Annotated in this window: 10 protein-coding genes; 6 read left to right on the top strand and 4 right to left on the bottom strand. The window is 55.9% G+C overall.

Annotation, left to right across the window (positions count from 1 at the left end):
• Positions 1–24: 24 nt before the first annotated feature.
• From VFU50_06670 to VFU50_06655, 4 genes are read right to left on the bottom strand one after another with little or no spacing between them, the layout of a single operon-like run.
• Positions 25–699 carry an HAD family hydrolase gene (locus tag VFU50_06670; protein ID HEU5232525.1) on the bottom strand — a complete coding sequence of 225 codons (675 nt, stop codon included), beginning with the start codon at positions 697–699 and terminating at the stop codon, positions 25–27.
• 9 nt (positions 700–708) lie between these two features.
• A complete protein-coding gene (locus VFU50_06665) occupies positions 709–3,900 on the bottom strand; it encodes an efflux RND transporter permease subunit (protein ID HEU5232524.1) in 3,192 nt (1,063 codons plus the stop codon).
• 3 nt (positions 3,901–3,903) lie between these two features.
• A complete protein-coding gene (locus VFU50_06660) occupies positions 3,904–5,211 on the bottom strand; it encodes an efflux RND transporter periplasmic adaptor subunit (protein ID HEU5232523.1) in 1,308 nt (435 codons plus the stop codon).
• Between the two features lie 4 nt (positions 5,212–5,215).
• Positions 5,216–6,571, bottom strand: a complete 1,356-nt coding sequence (locus VFU50_06655; protein HEU5232522.1) for a TolC family protein — start codon at positions 6,569–6,571, stop codon at positions 5,216–5,218.
• Between the two features lie 398 nt (positions 6,572–6,969).
• Between VFU50_06655 and VFU50_06650 the strand changes: the two genes are divergently transcribed.
• The 6 genes from VFU50_06650 to VFU50_06625 all read left to right on the top strand — a co-directional run.
• Positions 6,970–7,671 carry a DUF4386 domain-containing protein gene (locus VFU50_06650; GenBank protein HEU5232521.1) on the top strand — a complete coding sequence of 234 codons (702 nt, stop codon included), beginning with the start codon at positions 6,970–6,972 and terminating at the stop codon, positions 7,669–7,671.
• Between the two features lie 356 nt (positions 7,672–8,027).
• Positions 8,028–9,905: a galactose oxidase-like domain-containing protein gene (locus VFU50_06645; protein HEU5232520.1), complete on the top strand. Its 1,878-nt coding sequence runs from the start codon at positions 8,028–8,030 to the stop codon at positions 9,903–9,905.
• Between the two features lie 71 nt (positions 9,906–9,976).
• The gene (locus tag VFU50_06640) at positions 9,977–11,113 is read left to right on the top strand and encodes a histidinol-phosphate transaminase (protein ID HEU5232519.1); all 1,137 of its coding nucleotides are present in this window, start codon (positions 9,977–9,979) and stop codon (positions 11,111–11,113) included.
• A gap of 224 nt (positions 11,114–11,337) precedes the next feature.
• Positions 11,338–15,351 carry an IPT/TIG domain-containing protein gene (locus VFU50_06635; protein HEU5232518.1) on the top strand — a complete coding sequence of 1,338 codons (4,014 nt, stop codon included), beginning with the start codon at positions 11,338–11,340 and terminating at the stop codon, positions 15,349–15,351.
• Positions 15,348–15,794, top strand: a complete 447-nt coding sequence (locus tag VFU50_06630; protein ID HEU5232517.1) for a hypothetical protein — start codon at positions 15,348–15,350, stop codon at positions 15,792–15,794. The genes VFU50_06635 and VFU50_06630 overlap by 4 nt, the downstream gene beginning before the upstream one ends.
• Before the next feature lie 180 nt (positions 15,795–15,974).
• A partial coding sequence (locus VFU50_06625) for a transposase (protein HEU5232516.1) occupies positions 15,975–16,288 on the top strand: 314 nt, incomplete at its 3' end.

Raw genomic sequence — 16,288 nt, 5'->3', positions numbered from 1 at the left:
GTCACGGAGACAGCATCCATCAACTTAGACGAATTTCTTGAGACAAGATTCCAGTTCCGCCAGCGAATCTATTCTCGGGAGATCGGTTTGGGAGTAAACGCCGGCGATATCCATCAGCACCGGCTTCATGCCTGCCTTTTGAGCTCCTAAATAATCGATTGCATAAATGTCGCCAAGATACAGCGCTCGATCTGCCTGAACGCTCATTGCACTGAGCGCCGCTTGAAATATTTGTGGCGCGGGCTTCTCATGTCCGATATTTCCCGAGTCGGTGACATGCTCGAAGTACGAACCGAATCCCAAAATCGCGAGTCGCTCGCCCATATGTCCGTCGGAATTCGAAATCACGGCGAGACGGTATTTGCGCTTTAGCGACGCTAGTGCTTCGAATGTGCCCGGCCGCATGCGGCTCCAGTTTGCGGATGTACGTATGAGCTTCACAAGTTCCCCGTGAAGCTCATCATCGTTGACCCCCACTTCGCTAAGTAAGCGCGAGTAGTAGGTATCCCAGTAGCTTTGATCGACTTTCGCGGTGCGTGAGACGAGCTGATCCATTTCTTTGCGAGCGGCGCGCTCAGCGACGAGCAGTTGGGCTTCGGTGGGACGCACACCGCGATTCCAAAGTGGAATCAGCGTCTTTTCGTGATCGGGAAAAAGAAGCGTACCCCCCACGTCGAAAAAGATGACCTCGATCGACATTGGCCGCGCTTATTGCGCCAGATGCTCCTCTCGACGACGCGTGAGATAGAAGTAGACGGCAGGAGTGACGAGTAGCGACAGCACCATCGAGATCAGGATGCCGCCGATCACAGCGATGGCCAATGGCTGCAGCATCTCGGATCCAGCTCCGAGCGCGAATGCCAACGGCAACATGCCTGCGACAGCAGCGATGGCGGTCATCGCGATCGGGCGGAGGCGGCGACGGCCTGCACGCATCATGGATTCTTCGGCATCAAAACCCGCGCGGCGGAATTCGTGCTCGGCATCGAGCAGCAGAATACCGTTCTTGGCAACGATGCCGATCACCATGATCAACCCCATAAAGGCGGAGACGCTGAAAGTTGTTCCGGTTATAAGAAGCGCGAAGAAAACGCCGGCGGTCGAGAGCAGCGCTGAAGAAAGGATCGCCGCCGGCGCAGAGAAACTGCGGAACTCGAAGAGCAGGACTGCAAATACAAAAGCGAATGCCATCACGAAAACGAAAACGAAGTCATGAAATGTTTGCTGCTGCTCGGCGTACAAACCTCCATACTCAATGCGTATCGATGACGGCAGATTCAGCTTAGCGATTACATCTTTCACTTTCGCGATGCCCGTTCCCAAATCGAGACCTTCCAGGCGTGCGGTGACTTCGAGGTCGCGTTGAAGATTCTCGCGGCGAATCTCGGTCTGCCCTGGAAGCTGGGTGACGTTTGCCAGAGAGCCGAGCGTCGCAGTTCGTCCTGCGGAGCTGACCAGCAACGTATTGTTCATGGCCTCAATGCTGGCGCGGTTAGCCTCAGGAAAACGCACGCGAACGGTGTAAGCGCGATCGTTCACCACAACCGGAGTCGTGGCCGGCTCGCCTTCAAGAATTGCCGATGCGTCGATGGCAACTTCGTCCGGAGTGAATCCAGCACGGGCCGTTACGGCCGGGTCGATTTGATAATTGACGGCGGGACCGCTCATCGTGTTCTCGACCCCGTTCTGGACGTCCACCACGGTTTTACCACCATCAATCTTGGAAATAGCGTCAGCTACTTCAGGGCCGAGCTTCTCGAGCAGGGCCGCATTTTCGGAAAACAATTTAATGACCACGGGCTCGGGAGCACTGGTGAGGTCACCGATCATGTCCTGTAGCAATTCGGGAAATTCGGTGTCGAGTTCTGGTTCCTGCTGTTTAATTTTCGCGCGGACATCGGCAATTACGTCGTCAGTGGAACGGTCATGATTTGCTTTCAATTTCACCGAGATATCGCCGGTGTTGGCCTCAGTAACTGAGGCCAGGCCCAGTTGCAATCCGGTACGGCGGGAAGTGCTCTCGACCTCTGGTTCTCTGCGAATGATCTGCTCGACATGGCTGATCACGCGATTTGTCTCGGAGAGCGAACTGCCGGGGGGCATGATGTAGTCGACAATGAATCCACCTTCATCCATGGAAGGCAGCAGGTCGGATCCGAGCCCGCGATAGCAGAAGTACGCAACTACAATCAGCACAACGCTGCCGCCGGCCAGCAGCAGAGGACGTTCCAGAGCACGCCGTAGCCAGCGCTCATAGAAGTTCAACACCGCATGAAACTTCTTGCCGTAAGAAGATTCTTCGGCCTCGATCATGTGTTCGAGTCGTTCACGCTCTGTCCAGTTCTCCGAACCTTGTTCGATCATCCCGTGCTCGTCTTTCCGCCGCACGAAATACTGGCTGAGGTTCGGGGTCCAGGTAAGCGCCAGCCCGAGAGAGGTGAAGAGGGCTACACCCATCGTGACGGCAAGCGCGCGAAAGAAAGTTCCATACACGCCATGGATCGCGACTAGCGGCAGGAAGACCACAATTGGCGTCACTGTCGATCCAATCAGAGGCGCGGTGACTTCTTTCAGCGCGCTGTAGATTGCCTGAAGGCGCCCCTGTCCCAGGTCGCGATGGAGAACGATGTTCTCGATCACGACGATGGCATCATCGATAATAAGTCCGACTGCAGCGGCAAGGCCGCCGAGCGTCATCAAGTTGAAGCTCTCGCCCAGCGCTTTTAGGACGATAAATGTAATCACGATGGTGATGGGAATCACCATGCCAGCGACCGCAGAGCTTCCCCAATCGCGGAGGAAGAGGACAATGACGATCGCTGCGAGGACCAGGCCGATGAAGATGGCATCACGAACGCTCTTGATCGAATCACGTACCAATCCGGACTGGTCGTAATACGGAACCAGCTTGATGCCCGGCGGCAGTGATTTGCGCAGTTCGTCGATCTTGGCATTCACTTCATCGGCAACCTGAACGGTGTTGCTGTCGGGCTGACGGTTGATGGAAAGCAGCACAGCGGGCTTGCCGTTGGCGGTCACAACCGTGTACTTGGGCATCACACCGTTCGAGACCGTCGCTACATCGGCGATGTGAACGGGGACACCGGCGTTATTTGTCTTGATGACGATCTGTCCAAGCTGCTCCGGACTGCGCACCTGTCCGTTCACTAATCCCAAAACGAGCTGATGATTTTCCTGAATGAGCCCGGGAGAATCGACCAGATTGGTCTTGCTTACCGCATTCAGAATGTCCTGAACGGTGACCGAGGCGCTCAGCAGCTTCGAGGGATCCGGCGTAATGAGATATTCGGGCTGATCGCCACCCTGCACGATCACGGTCGCTACGCCGTTCAGGCGATTGATCTGCGGCTTGAGCGTGTACGTCGCCAGTTCCCAAAGCTGCGTCTGCGGAACCGTGTCCGAGGTTAAACTGAATCCCATTATGGGAAAGCTGGCAAAAGTCAGCCGATGTGTATCGATCTTTGCCGTATTCGGAAGTGAGGTCTGCACCTGTGCAACGGCCGCGTTCACAAGCTGCAGCGTCGTGACCATGTCGACACTCCAGTTGAAAAACAGGTCGACCTCGGCGGAGCCGCGGCTGGTAATGGAATTCACACGAGTCAATCCGGGAACGCTGTTGACCGCGTCTTCCACCGGACGCGTGATGGTAACCATCATCTGATCGATCGGCATCACGCCGTTATCAATGCCAATGATGATGCGGGGAAAGTTCACCTCGGGAAAGACAGCAACCGGAATTGTGAACGCAAGATACGCGCCCATGATCGCCAGTGCGATGATCAGGAAGATGAGAGGTTTAGAGAGACGCGAGAACCAGTAATTCCCGGGCGGAGCCGGGATCGGATGCGCCTCGTCGATGGGCGTAACTTTGGTGGCCACTGGCTAGGGCTCGCTGCCGCCCTCCGCGTCTTTATCATCGCCTTTGCCCTTCTCCTCATCGCCTTCGCCCCCGGGCTGCGGCGGGGCTTCGACCTTCACCTTTGTATTGTCGGGCAGTCCGTATGGTCCGACTGCCACTATCTGCTCTCCCGGTTTCAGGCCGCTGACAATCTGAACCGAGTCCTGGTTCTGAATTCCCGTTTCGACCTCACGCTTATGCGCCATGCCGTCGCCTCCGATCACCATCACCGACTTCTTTCCATCTTCATCAGTCACGACGGCTTGCGCTGGGATAGTCAGCGCATTGGGAACTGTTTTCGCGGTCATCGTTAGTGTGCTCGATGCGCCAGCTTTCAAAATGCCCTTGGGATTCGGCGCCTGCACCCAGACCTCCACTGTGGTGCTGCCGGGATCGAGCGCTGGACTTACGAGCGTCACTCTTCCTTTAATGGGCTCTTCAGAACCAGCGGCCGTCAGGGTTGCAGTATCACCTTTCTTAAGCAGGGCCGCCTGATTCTGTGGGATATGCGCCTTCGCGATCATCTGCGACAAGTCCATGACAGTTACAAGCGGAGCGCCGGCCTGCGGCATCATGCCGGGATACCACGGCCCGTCGGTTACAGTGCCGTCAATTGGACTTCGAATTTCCGAATACCCAAGCTGCGCGACGGCGCTGTTGTACTTCCCTTGCGCCGAAACAAGCTGCGCTTTTGCGGATTTGAGTTCTTGCTCGTGTCCGACCTCCTGCAATCCTGCCAAGTGCTTCTGAGCCTGTTCGTACTGCGCTTTCGCTTGGACTAGAGCCACGGCCGCAGAATCGAGATCTTTACGCGGAAGCGCTCCCTGATCGAATAAGGCCTTGCGGCTGTCGTAGAGCTTCTGCTGCGCATCGAGATTTTCTTTCGCGGCCTGCGCATCTCCCTGCGCCTTTTGCAGCTCTTCGGGAACGGAATTGTTTGTGGCGATTACTTCAGCGGCCTGCGCCTGCTCCAGATCGCCGCGGTTCTGCTCAGCGGCAGCCGCGAGGTCTTTATTCTCCAGCGTCAGCAGCAACTGGCCTTTGTGTACTTTTTGTCCGCGCACCACATAGGCCTTCTGAACCGGCGCTGCAACTTTGGGAACGATCGGCGCCTGACTGATAGGAAACAGAACGGCGTCGGTAGTGATGGTTTGGGAAATGCTCCCTTGCTTCACCGTGGCGGCCTGAACACTCACAATCGGCTGCGGTTCGGCTTGTTCTTTGGAGCAGCTCGCCAGCCAGGCAGCGACAATCGCCAGCGCTCCACAGGTAATTGTTTTGCGAATGGCCATGCAGTTAAAAGACGCCGGTTAGCGTCTGCAGATTAGCGATTGCCAGCCGATACCGGGCTTCCCCGTCATCATAATTGTTGCGCGCCGCAACCAGCGAATTCTGCGCGTCCACGACTTCGAGTGCCGTCGCCTCGCCGCCTTGATATCGCAGATTCGTCAGCCGCACGCTTTCCGCAGCCAAATCGGCTGATTGTTGCAGAACTTCCAGTTCGATCTTCGCGGCTTCGGCTTCGGCATAGAGCGACTTCAAATCTGCCAGGAGCTTGCGTTGCGCCGCCGAGAGCTGCGTCTGGGCAAGATCGCGCTGCAGTTCGGTCTGCTTTACCTTGCTGCGGGTTGCACCCCAGTTCCAGATTGGAATATTCAAAGTGGCGCTTGCCGAATACCCCAGATTCCGAATCGGACCATCTGGAGTGGGAGTATTCACGGCGAAATGACTCGCGTCAATGCCATAAAAGTAATCGAGTGTTAACGTCGGCAGATAGGCTGCGCGTGAAGAAAGCACCGCGTAATTCGCCGCCCGGACCGTCTGCATCGCGGCATACAAATCCGGATTCTTCGTCTTAGCCTGCTGCTCGACCTCCTGCATTGGAGGGAGTGGCGGCGGCAGGCGCAGATCGTCCACAGTGGAGTAATTCTGATTGAAGTTTGGAAAAACCAGCACTGCCAGATCGAGATGCGCTTTGTCCATCGCGAGCTGAGCCTCGCGCAGCGCGCGATTGGCATCGTTTGCCTGAAGCTGCGCCTTGATCACGTCCGAATGGGCCACTTCCCCGCCTTGCTCGAGCTTCTGGCTCAGATCGAGAAAGCGTTTGGCCTCATCCGCGGCAAGCTGAGCGTTGGCATACTTCCGCTTGCTGACGACTTCCGCGTAATAGATCTGCACCACCGTTGCCACTAAACCGCGCTCCGCAACCTCAGCCTTTGCCCGCGCTGCGGCAGCCGCTGCCGAGGTGCGGCTGTAATCGGCGAATTGCGCCCCGCTGATCGTCTCGTGCGCATTGCCCTGACTCACATACTCGTGAACGGCGTTGTTGGCGATATATCGCGGAGTCGAAGTGCCGGTTCCTTCCGTGTACAGATATTCCGTGTTCTCGCTCACGCTAGGCAGTAGCGCTGCCCGTGCCTGCACATGATCCTCATGCGCGATTCCCGCCTCTGTAAGTGCAGAACGATAACTTGAATCGAGCTTGCGCGCGCGCTGCAGCGCGTCCTGCAGGGTGATCACAACTGGAGCTTGAGAATCGGGCGCTACGGTCGCTTGAGCAATGGGAGGCGCGGCCACTGGAGCACTACCCTGCTGTGCCGCTGCGCTCACAATCGCCAACATTACTCCGACTATCACCGTTGCAATCCTCATCTCCTCAGCACCCTCCTTATATATACCCACATCCAGCGCAAGATTATTGCAGACTCTCCGCCGTGCCACCGAGCCGCGGGGATCGCACGCCTCCGCCTGTGGTTTTCCGAGTCGGAGCGATGCACAAGGTCATTCCGTTGGCCCGTCTAGAACATCGGAACCGACTGGGAAGCATTTTGCGTACCCGTACGAAGATGAACGACCACGCGAACATAATCGAAGGCGGATGCTGTTCAACCTCACGGCGACGGTGGTCCGAAGATCGCCCGCAAATACCTCATCATTGCCGTAATCATTGAGATCATTGCAATTATTCTCACGATTCATCGTCTTCTTTGGAGGTAAGCTTTGAGCCGAGTACAGACTGCCGACAACGGAAGCTTCACCGAGGAGCATCCATGAGCACACTCAAACGCCAAGCGCGCATCGCAGGGCTCCTCTATCTAACACTGATGACCGCTCCCCTGCGCCTCATTTACATTCCCAGCCATTTGTTTGTCGCCAACAGCGCGAGCGCCACCTCGGCGAACATCGCTGCCCATGAAACACTTTTCCGGCTCGGCATGCTCAGCGACCTGATCACGGCGACGATGGGCATTTTCCTCACACTGGCACTCTACCGTCTATTCAAGGGAGTGGACGAAGGGCTCGCCCGTCTTGTCGTGATCCTCGGCGCGCTGGTGGTTACGCCCATCTACTTCTTTAATACAGTCAATGACGCCGCTGCGCTGCTCCTCGCCCGCGGCCCAGACTTCCTGTCGGTGTTCGACAAGCCGCAGCGCGATGCACTCGTGATGGTCTTCATCCGCATGCACGGCCAGGGCGTACTCGCCAACGAGGTGTTCTGGGGACTCTGGCTGTTCCCTTTCGGTCTGCTGGTCTACAAATCGCGATTCATTCCGCGCACCCTGGGCGTCTGGCTGATGCTCAACTGCGTTGCCTATCTGGCGACCAGCGTTACCGGCATCCTGTGGCCGGCGTATGAACAGCGAGTTTCAAATTGGGTATTTCCACTCATGTTCGGCGAACTCGCAATCATGCTGTGGCTGATCATTGTAGGAGCGAAGGAGAGACAGCCGTTGGCCACGGCCGCGGCGTGATTCTTATTCCCGAACGGGAACCGAAAGGTTACAGGCGCTCGAGTATTTGTAAGTTGTTGATTTTCATTTCGAAGAATCTATCTCCAACAGGCTCTCAGGCTATGCCGGTTTCTCCTGTCCGCGGTTTCCCCAAACTACGGGGCGACGGGTGCCTCCGCCATTCCCGCGCAGCTGAAAATATTTGCGCGCGAAAAACCTTTCACTTCATCTCGTCCCAAAAAGATACTGATACTCAGTAGCGTTCACGCGATTGCTCTTCTGTGCCGGCTCGTAACCGCTTGCGTATCCACTCCTTCGCAGCGCTCAGCAAAAACTCAATTACAGAAGCGAACGCTGTTTTCTCTTTGGACTTCAGAGTGCATACGAACGTCATTATGGGGCACGTGATAGGGGTAGCTGCACTCGTCAACAAGAAGAAGGTCTTTAAATTTAGAGCCGGAATTTACGCCAGCCTTCTAGCAGGGCTGGTCTGCGGGCCTTCAGCTGTGGCGCCGGCGTTTGCACAAGCCAACGTCGTAGGCCAATGGCGGACGCTGCCTACGACGATGCCAATCAATCCAGTTCACATGGCAATGCTCCGGACAGGCAAGGTTCTGGTTGTCTCCGGCTCGGGAAATGTGCCTTCGAACACCAACTACCAGGCGGGCATTTGGGATCCTGCAACCGACACGGTTACGACTCAACCCATCGCATGGGACATGTTCTGCAACGGCATGGTCATCCTGCCCGATGGGCGACCATTCGTGGTTGGCGGAACGGTGGCTTACGATCCATTTCTTGGATACTCCAAGACCGCTGCTTACGATCCCTCCAGCGGGCAATTCACCGATCTTCAGACAATGGCGCATGGACGCTGGTACCCGACTGCCACCACGCTGGGCGACGGCACCGTGATGGCCTTCTCAGGACTGAATGAATCCGGTCCAACGAATACTGCTGTAGAGATCTATACCGTGGGTTCGGGCTGGAGTCAGGAATATCCGGCGGGTTGGACTCCTCCTTTATATCCGCGGCTGCACCTGCTCCCAAATGGAACCGTCTTTTACTCCGGACCTACCGATGGATCAATGCTCTTTGATCCGAGCACACACGCCTGGTCCTTTGTTGCATCGACGAATTACACCTCCGGTCGAACTTATGGCTCTTCAGTGCTGCTGCCGCTTACACCGGCGAACGGATATCGCCCTCGGGTAATGATCTTCGGTGGGGGAAATCCGGCAACAGCGACAACCGAGATCATCGATCTGTCTGCCGCGAGTCCAAGCTGGCAATGGGGACCTCCCATGTCGCAGCCGCGCATTGAGATGAATGCAGTGCTGCTGCCGAGCGGAAAAGTTTTGGCTCTGGGGGGCTCAACCAACGACGAAGACGCCACGACGGCGAGCCTGAATGCGGACCTTTTCGACGCCGATGGAAGCAGTATGACGTCGGCGGGTCAGAACGCCTTTCCCAGACTGTACCACTCAGTGGCGCTGTTGCTGCCCGATGCTACCGTGCTGGTCGCCGGAGGCAATCCCACTCGCGGAACTTATGAACCGCATATGGAGATCTATTCGCCCGCTTATTTGTTTGCCGCGGACGGATCACTCGCTCCCCGGCCCGCAATTACCAGCATCTCTCCTGGAGTAATCGGGTATGGCAGTACGTTTCAGGTGCAGTCGCCCGATGCGGCATCGATTTCCTCGATCGTGTTAGTTCGAGCTGGAGCAGTTACCCACGCTTTCGACATGGACCAAAGAGTCGTGGGAATGTCCTTCACCGCGGCAAATGGGATCTTAACTGTAACTGCGCCTCCGAACGGCAACATTGCTCCTCCTGGTTATTACCTTCTCTTTGTGCTGAATGCAGCCGGGGTGCCTTCGATCGGCAGCTTTGTGCAGCTTTCTGCGTCGGCTCAGCCGGTGGGTGATTTCTCAATTGCCACGTCACCTGCGTCTCAGACGGTTGTAGCCAGCATGGCGACAACTTACACGGTCACGATTAGTGCTATTTCGGGATTTACCGGTACTGTGAATTTGAGTGTGAGCGGGCTGCCCGCGGGGGCGACGGCGAGCTTTAATCCCGCTTCGATTTCTGCTGCAGGCTCGAGTACGCTGACCGTTAATACGAGCCTGACAACGCCTTTGGGCAACTACCCTTTGGCGATTACAGGGGCAAGCGGGGGAACGTCGCACAGCACGAATACAAATTTGTCCGTGATTGGAGCGCCTGCGCCGCCGAAAATCGGACTTTGATTGAAGTAGCGGAGGATTTGTTTCGAAGCTGCGACATGAGCGATTTATTTTTCGATCAAAGGTGCCACGCAATGGCCATCTCTCGGAGAACTCTACTTAGCGCATTCGGGACGACTGCGGTAGCTGCAGCGATGCCGCAAACTCTGCGAGCCTTTTCCCGGATCACGAATGCCGGCGATAGCCCAGAGACCGGATCGCGAGTGATCCGGCTCGACAAAAACGAAAACCCATATGGGCCTGCCGACAATGTGGCTGCCGCGCTGCGGTCGGGACTGCAGATTGCCAACCGCTTTCCCGAAATTGAACTCGAGGCTCTGACAAAGCGAATCGCTGACGTTCACGGCGTGCAGCCGGAACAGGTAATCATCGGTTGTGGCTCAACAGAAATTCTGTCCATGTGTTCTCGCGCGTTTCTCACGCCGCAATCGAAATTACTGATGAGCACACCGGGATTTGAACCGATCGCGGACTATGCGCGAGCCGCCGGAGCCTATGTGCAGATGGTTCCGCTGGCAAAAAACTACTCCAATGATTTAGCTTCGATCGCGCAACAATCTTCAGCCGCCGGTCTGGTGTATATATCGAACCCACATAATCCGACCGGCACAATCAATCCCCGCCAGAATATCGAGGCATTCATTCGCGCATTACCGGCGCACACGTACATCCTTATCGATGAGGCCTATCATCATTACGTGACGCCATCCTCGAGCTACGCTTCGTTCATCGATCATCCTATGAACGATCCGCGCGTTATCGTGACGCGTACTTTTTCAAAGATTTACGGCCTGGCAGGCATGCGGATCGGCTATGGAATCGCGGCAGCGCAGACCGTCAAGCGGATCGGGGTCTATCGTTTGCACGAAGAAGTGAATGTCAGCGCAGCCCGTGCCGCGAGAATCGCATTCGAAGCCAACGACCATGTTCAAACATGTGCGCAGCGCAATACCGACAATCGCCAGGAATTTTGCAATCAGGCCAATGCCCGCATGCTGCGCTGGATCGATTCGCAGACCAATTTCGTTTTGCTGAACGCAGGCAGGAACGGTCTCGAAGTGAGTGAACATTTCCGGCGGAATAACATCCTGCTCGCATCGGGATTTCCATCGATGGAGAACTATGTTCGCGTGACTGTAGGCTCGCCTGAAGAAATGAAAGAGTTCTGGCGAGTCTGGGACCTCATGCCGCAGCACGCGATGGCTATGTAGATCTATTCGACACTGGCGAGTAAGCGGGAAACCGGGAAAACCGGAGACAGTCCCCGCCCCCGGTTTTCCGACAGGCTCTCAGGCTGCTCCCATGTTCCCTACTCTTCCGGCGAACTTCGTTGGTGATCGACTAACTTGTCAACCTGTGGAGCGACACATCAATCATTTTCACCGTTCCTGCTACAGGGATCTCAGGACTGTTGAACGTTGTGGTCGCGCCTAGCATGAACAGTAGTAATGCCGTCGTATTCACAGTTACATCGCAACCGCTACCCAGTCCGTGGCTCGATGCGGATGTGGGAGTCGTTAGTCTCGCGGGGGGCGGCTCATACGCCGGCGGAGCCTTTACTGTTAGCGGATCTGGGTCTTCGATTTGGGGCACCAAAGATGCATTTCATTTCGTATACCAGCCGCTCGCAGGGGATGGATCGATTACTGCGCGAGTGAGTAGTCTGCAAGGATCCGCGGGTTATCCGGATGTAGGAGTAATGATCCGTGAGTCATTGCGGGCAGACGCAATTAACGCGATGCTGTATTACTATCCGAACTCTGCCTACTTCGATGATCGGCCGTCTACAGGAGCGAGCACAAGCTCGAATATGGGCGGCGCAACCCCGCCACGTTATCCGTACTGGGTGAAGCTGGTCCGCACGGGTAGCACGTTCACAGCGTACAACTCTCCAGATGGTTCCACGTGGACGCAAGTTTCGACTCCCACAAACATCAGCATGGCCCAGAATGCCTTGATTGGACTGGCGGTCTGTGGCACCAGTTATCTGGAGACGGCGACCTTCGACAATGTTTCAGTAATCATCGGTACCAGCCCGTATATTTCGGGTATCTCTCCGCTGAGCGCGGGAGTCGGAGCCACGGTCACCATCGCCGGATCGAACTTCGGTGCCACGCAGGGCGCCAGCACGGTGCAACTGAACGGTGCAAACGCGAGCGTAGTGAGCTGGAGCGATACGCAGATCATTGTCACGGTACCGGCGGGAATCACGGCTGGCGCGGGCCCCGTTGTCGTGACCGTAAACTCGATTGCCAGTAACTCGAACGTACAGTTCACAGCGATTAATCCGGTGCTGAACAGTCTTGCGCCGCCCTCTGCTGCAGTCGGAGGTACGGTCACGTTGACGGGAACCGGGTTTGGAAGTGCCACAAACCAAGTGATGTTTGGCGGTGTACAGGGAAACATCGCCTCCTGGAGCACTACCAGCATTCAAGTTACTGTGCCGAGCGGAGCGACAAGCGCGCCGGTATCGGTGGTGATCAACGGATTTTCCAGCAATGGGTTGCCGTTTACCGTCGAAGGCCAGCCGAACACCGCGTCGGTGTTTCCCAATATGGGAACTGTGGGATCGACGGTCACAATCTCGGGCAGCGGCTTTGGAGCCAGCCAGAGCACGAGCACGGTGAATTTCAATGGCGTAAACGCCACAGTCACAAGCTGGAGCGATACGGAAATTGAGGCCACGGTTCCGGCAGGAGCAACTACGGGTCCGGTAGGCGTGACGGTTGCCGGACTACGCGGGACGGCCGCGCCATTCACCGTAACCTCTGACGTGCAGTTGACCGACTCGGCAGGAAACGTGACCGACTACACCTTCTCCATGCAAGGCGGAACGTGGCACACGATCGCGTCGCAAGGCTCGGGATGTTCAAGTTGCACAGTGCGCGGTGTCACGCAGCAGGACTATGACAGCTCGGGGAACATGCTGGATGAGACCGACGCGCTCGGGCACAAGGTCAGTTACACCTACGACGGGAACAGCAACATGCTCTCTCAGTCGGAACCGCTGGATGCGAACACGACGGTAGGTTGGACTTACACCTACAACAGCTTCGGTGAGGTGCTCGCGGCGACTGATCCGTTGGGCAATGTGACCACGAATACGTACGACACGCATGGCAATTTGCTGACGGTAACAACCCCGAAGCCGGATGCGAATACTGCAGCCAGCGTAACCACCTTTGCCTACAACTCGCTAGGTGAGCTGACGACGATCACCGATCCGCTGAATCATGTGACCACGCTGACCTATACCGCTGCGGGGTTGATCCACACGATTACGGACGCGCAGAACAACGTCACCACTTACGGCTACGATGCGCATGGCAACCGAACGTCAGTCATCGATGCCATGAGTAACGAAACCGACTTTGCCTACGATGCGGGCGATCGGCTTACCACCATCACCTATCCCGACCACACCACAACCGGCTTTGGCTACGATTACCGAGGTCGCCGTACTTCGGTGACGGACCAGAACGGGAAGACGACGACGTATGCTTACGACGACGCTGACCGGCTCACGTCGGTCACCGACGCGGCCAACCACGTGACGCAGTACGCCTACGACGACGAGAACAACCTGGTCAGCATTACCGATGCGAACAACCACATCACGTCGTTCCAGTACGACCAGTTTGGGCGCGTGAAAGAGACCGACTTCCCGTCCGGCCACGCAGAAAGCTACATCTATGACCCAATCGGCAACCTGATCACCAAGACTGATCGCAACGGGAACGCCATCACGTATGTTTACGACGCGCTGAATCGGCTGACCCACAAAGGTTATCCGGATTCCACAGCAGTGGATTTCGTTTACGATCTTGTCGGCAAAATCAAAAGCGCGACCGATCCAACCGGCACCTACGGCTTCGCCTACGACAACATGGGCCGGCTCATTGGCACGACAACGCAGTACACGTTCTTGCCCGGAAACACCTACACAAACTCCTACACCTACGACGCCGCCTCGAATAGAACCGGATTCACCGCCCCGGATGGCAGCACGAACACATACGCTTACGACACTCTTAATCGGCTCAGCACGCTAACGAACTCGCTCACAGGCCAGTTCGGCTTCGGCTACGACACACTGAGCCGTAGGACGTTACTCACACGGCCCAACGGAGTGAATACGTCCTATTCGTATGACTCGCTCTCGCGCCTGCTAAGCGTGCTGCACCAGAATGGAGCTACGACCATTGACGGAGCCACCTACACGCTCGACAGCGCCGGCAACCGCACCAGCAAACAGAATTGGCTCAACCGGATCACCGAGACCTACACCTACGATCCGATCTACCAGCTCACGCAAGTGGATCAAATCGTAAATGGAAACCAGAGTACGACCGAGAGCTACAGCTACGATGCGGTTGGCAACCGCCTCTCATCGCTGAACGTTGCGAGCTACTCGTACAACAATACCAACCAGCTAACTTCATCGGCAGACGGCTATAACTACACTTATGACGCAAACGGCAATACGCTCACAAAGACGAACAGCAGCGGGACCACAACCTACGGATGGGACTTTGAGAACCACCTGACAAGCGTGACCCTGCCGAATGGCGGCGGAGTTGTCAGCCTCAGATACGATCCCTTCGGCAGACGAATTTACAAATCGTCATCACTCGGTACCTCTATCTTCGCCTACGATGGCGACTACCTCATTGAGGAGGCAAACTCATCCGGCGCAGTGGTCGCCCGCTACGCCCAAGTGATCTACAGCATCGACGAACCAATGACGATGCTGCGAGACGGAGCGACTAGTTTTTACCATCAAGATAGCCTCGGCTCAATCACGTCCGTCAGCAGCACGGCGGCAGCGTTGGCACAAACCTACGCGTTCGATTCGTTCGGGAACCAAGCTGTGTTTAGCGGCTCACTAACCAACTCATTCCGGTACGCAGCGCGTGAGTTCGACACCGAATCGAATCTCTACTCTATGCGTGCCCGGTATTTCGATCCCGTCACTGGAAGATTCATTAACGAAGATCCCATTGGGTTTGCAGGGATGCAGGCCAATTTTTACGCTTATGTAGGGAACGATCCTATCGAATTCGCGGACCCATTTGGTCTCAGGCCGCTCACAGATTGTGAGAAGCAAAAGCTAGCTCCCTATATTCCGAAGATTGACTTGGACAAGGCTGATCTACACGATGGGAAGGTCCCGTGGTATCTGGGCAAAGGCTACGATGGTATAACCAGGGGCAACAACATCTATTTCCGCCCCGATGTCTATGATCCATCGACCGTCGCTGGCTTGGCGCTTTTGGGCCATGAATTGGTTCACGTAGGGCAATACCGGCATGGATTGACTTGGCTGAAGTACTTAAACGCGTCGAGGCATGGATACGACAAGAATCCATATGAAGCACCGGCGAATGACATGCAAAACAAAATTAACAAAGAATTGAAGACGGGCTGTGGAGGATGTTCACAACCATGAGTATTCGACTGATCTTAGCCTTTGCCTGCCTGCTGCTAGTGATTGGGTGCGAAGAGCATGACTTGGAGCAAAAATTCTTCAAACAGCCCGCAGCGACCAGATTGGAGCGAATGCGTCAATACCCCCTTGCCGATCAGTATAAGATTTTCCGATACGGAAACGACAAGCGAGAACCGCCGGCTATGTCATTAGCCGACCCGATAGCAGAGAGAGGAGCAGCAGCCATCCCCTTTCTGTTGGACCAACTTAATTCCCATCCAGACGACATAACCCTCAGAGACATCCTTTTGATTTTTGAGACAATGGCGACTTCCAAGAGCTACGACGTAGCGGCCGATGCCAGCCTGATGAAAACACTTACTTCTAGAGTTGTGTCAATGAAGGACACGCAGTGGCAAGACAACTGCCGAAACATGCTGCAACGGATCAAGGACTCTAAATAAAACGAGTAGATGGAAAATCGGGGACAGCCTGGGCAAATCGGGGGCAAATCGGGGACGGGCAAATCGGGGACGGGCAAATCGGGGCAAATCGGGGGGCAAATCGGGGACAGCCTGAGAGCGTGTCGGAGATAGATCCACGGAAATACTTTACTGAATTGGTAAACTCCGTAATATGGCCTTGTGAACAAACGCTTTCGCGTCTGTGATCTCAATCAAGCGTTCTTACTGCCTCCATCTCTGCAGGAATGGCTGCCCGAGGATCACTTGGCTCGGTTCGTGGCCGACGTAAGCAACGAGTTAGATCTGTCGGCCATTTACAGGGAGTACGAGCGCCACGATGGTCGTGGGCTCTGGGCCTATCATCCGCTTTTGCTGACTCGTCTGCTGGTGTACGGGTACAGCATCGGTATGACGAGTTCGCGTGGGATAGAGAAGGCTACTTATGACAACGTAGCGTTCCGCTACTTGGCTGCCGATCAGCATCCCGACCATGA

This window comes from Terriglobales bacterium, assembly GCA_035764005.1.
GTDB lineage: Bacteria > Acidobacteriota > Terriglobia > Terriglobales > Acidobacteriaceae > Gp1-AA112.
This window is presented reverse-complemented; position numbering and strand designations above follow the sequence as displayed.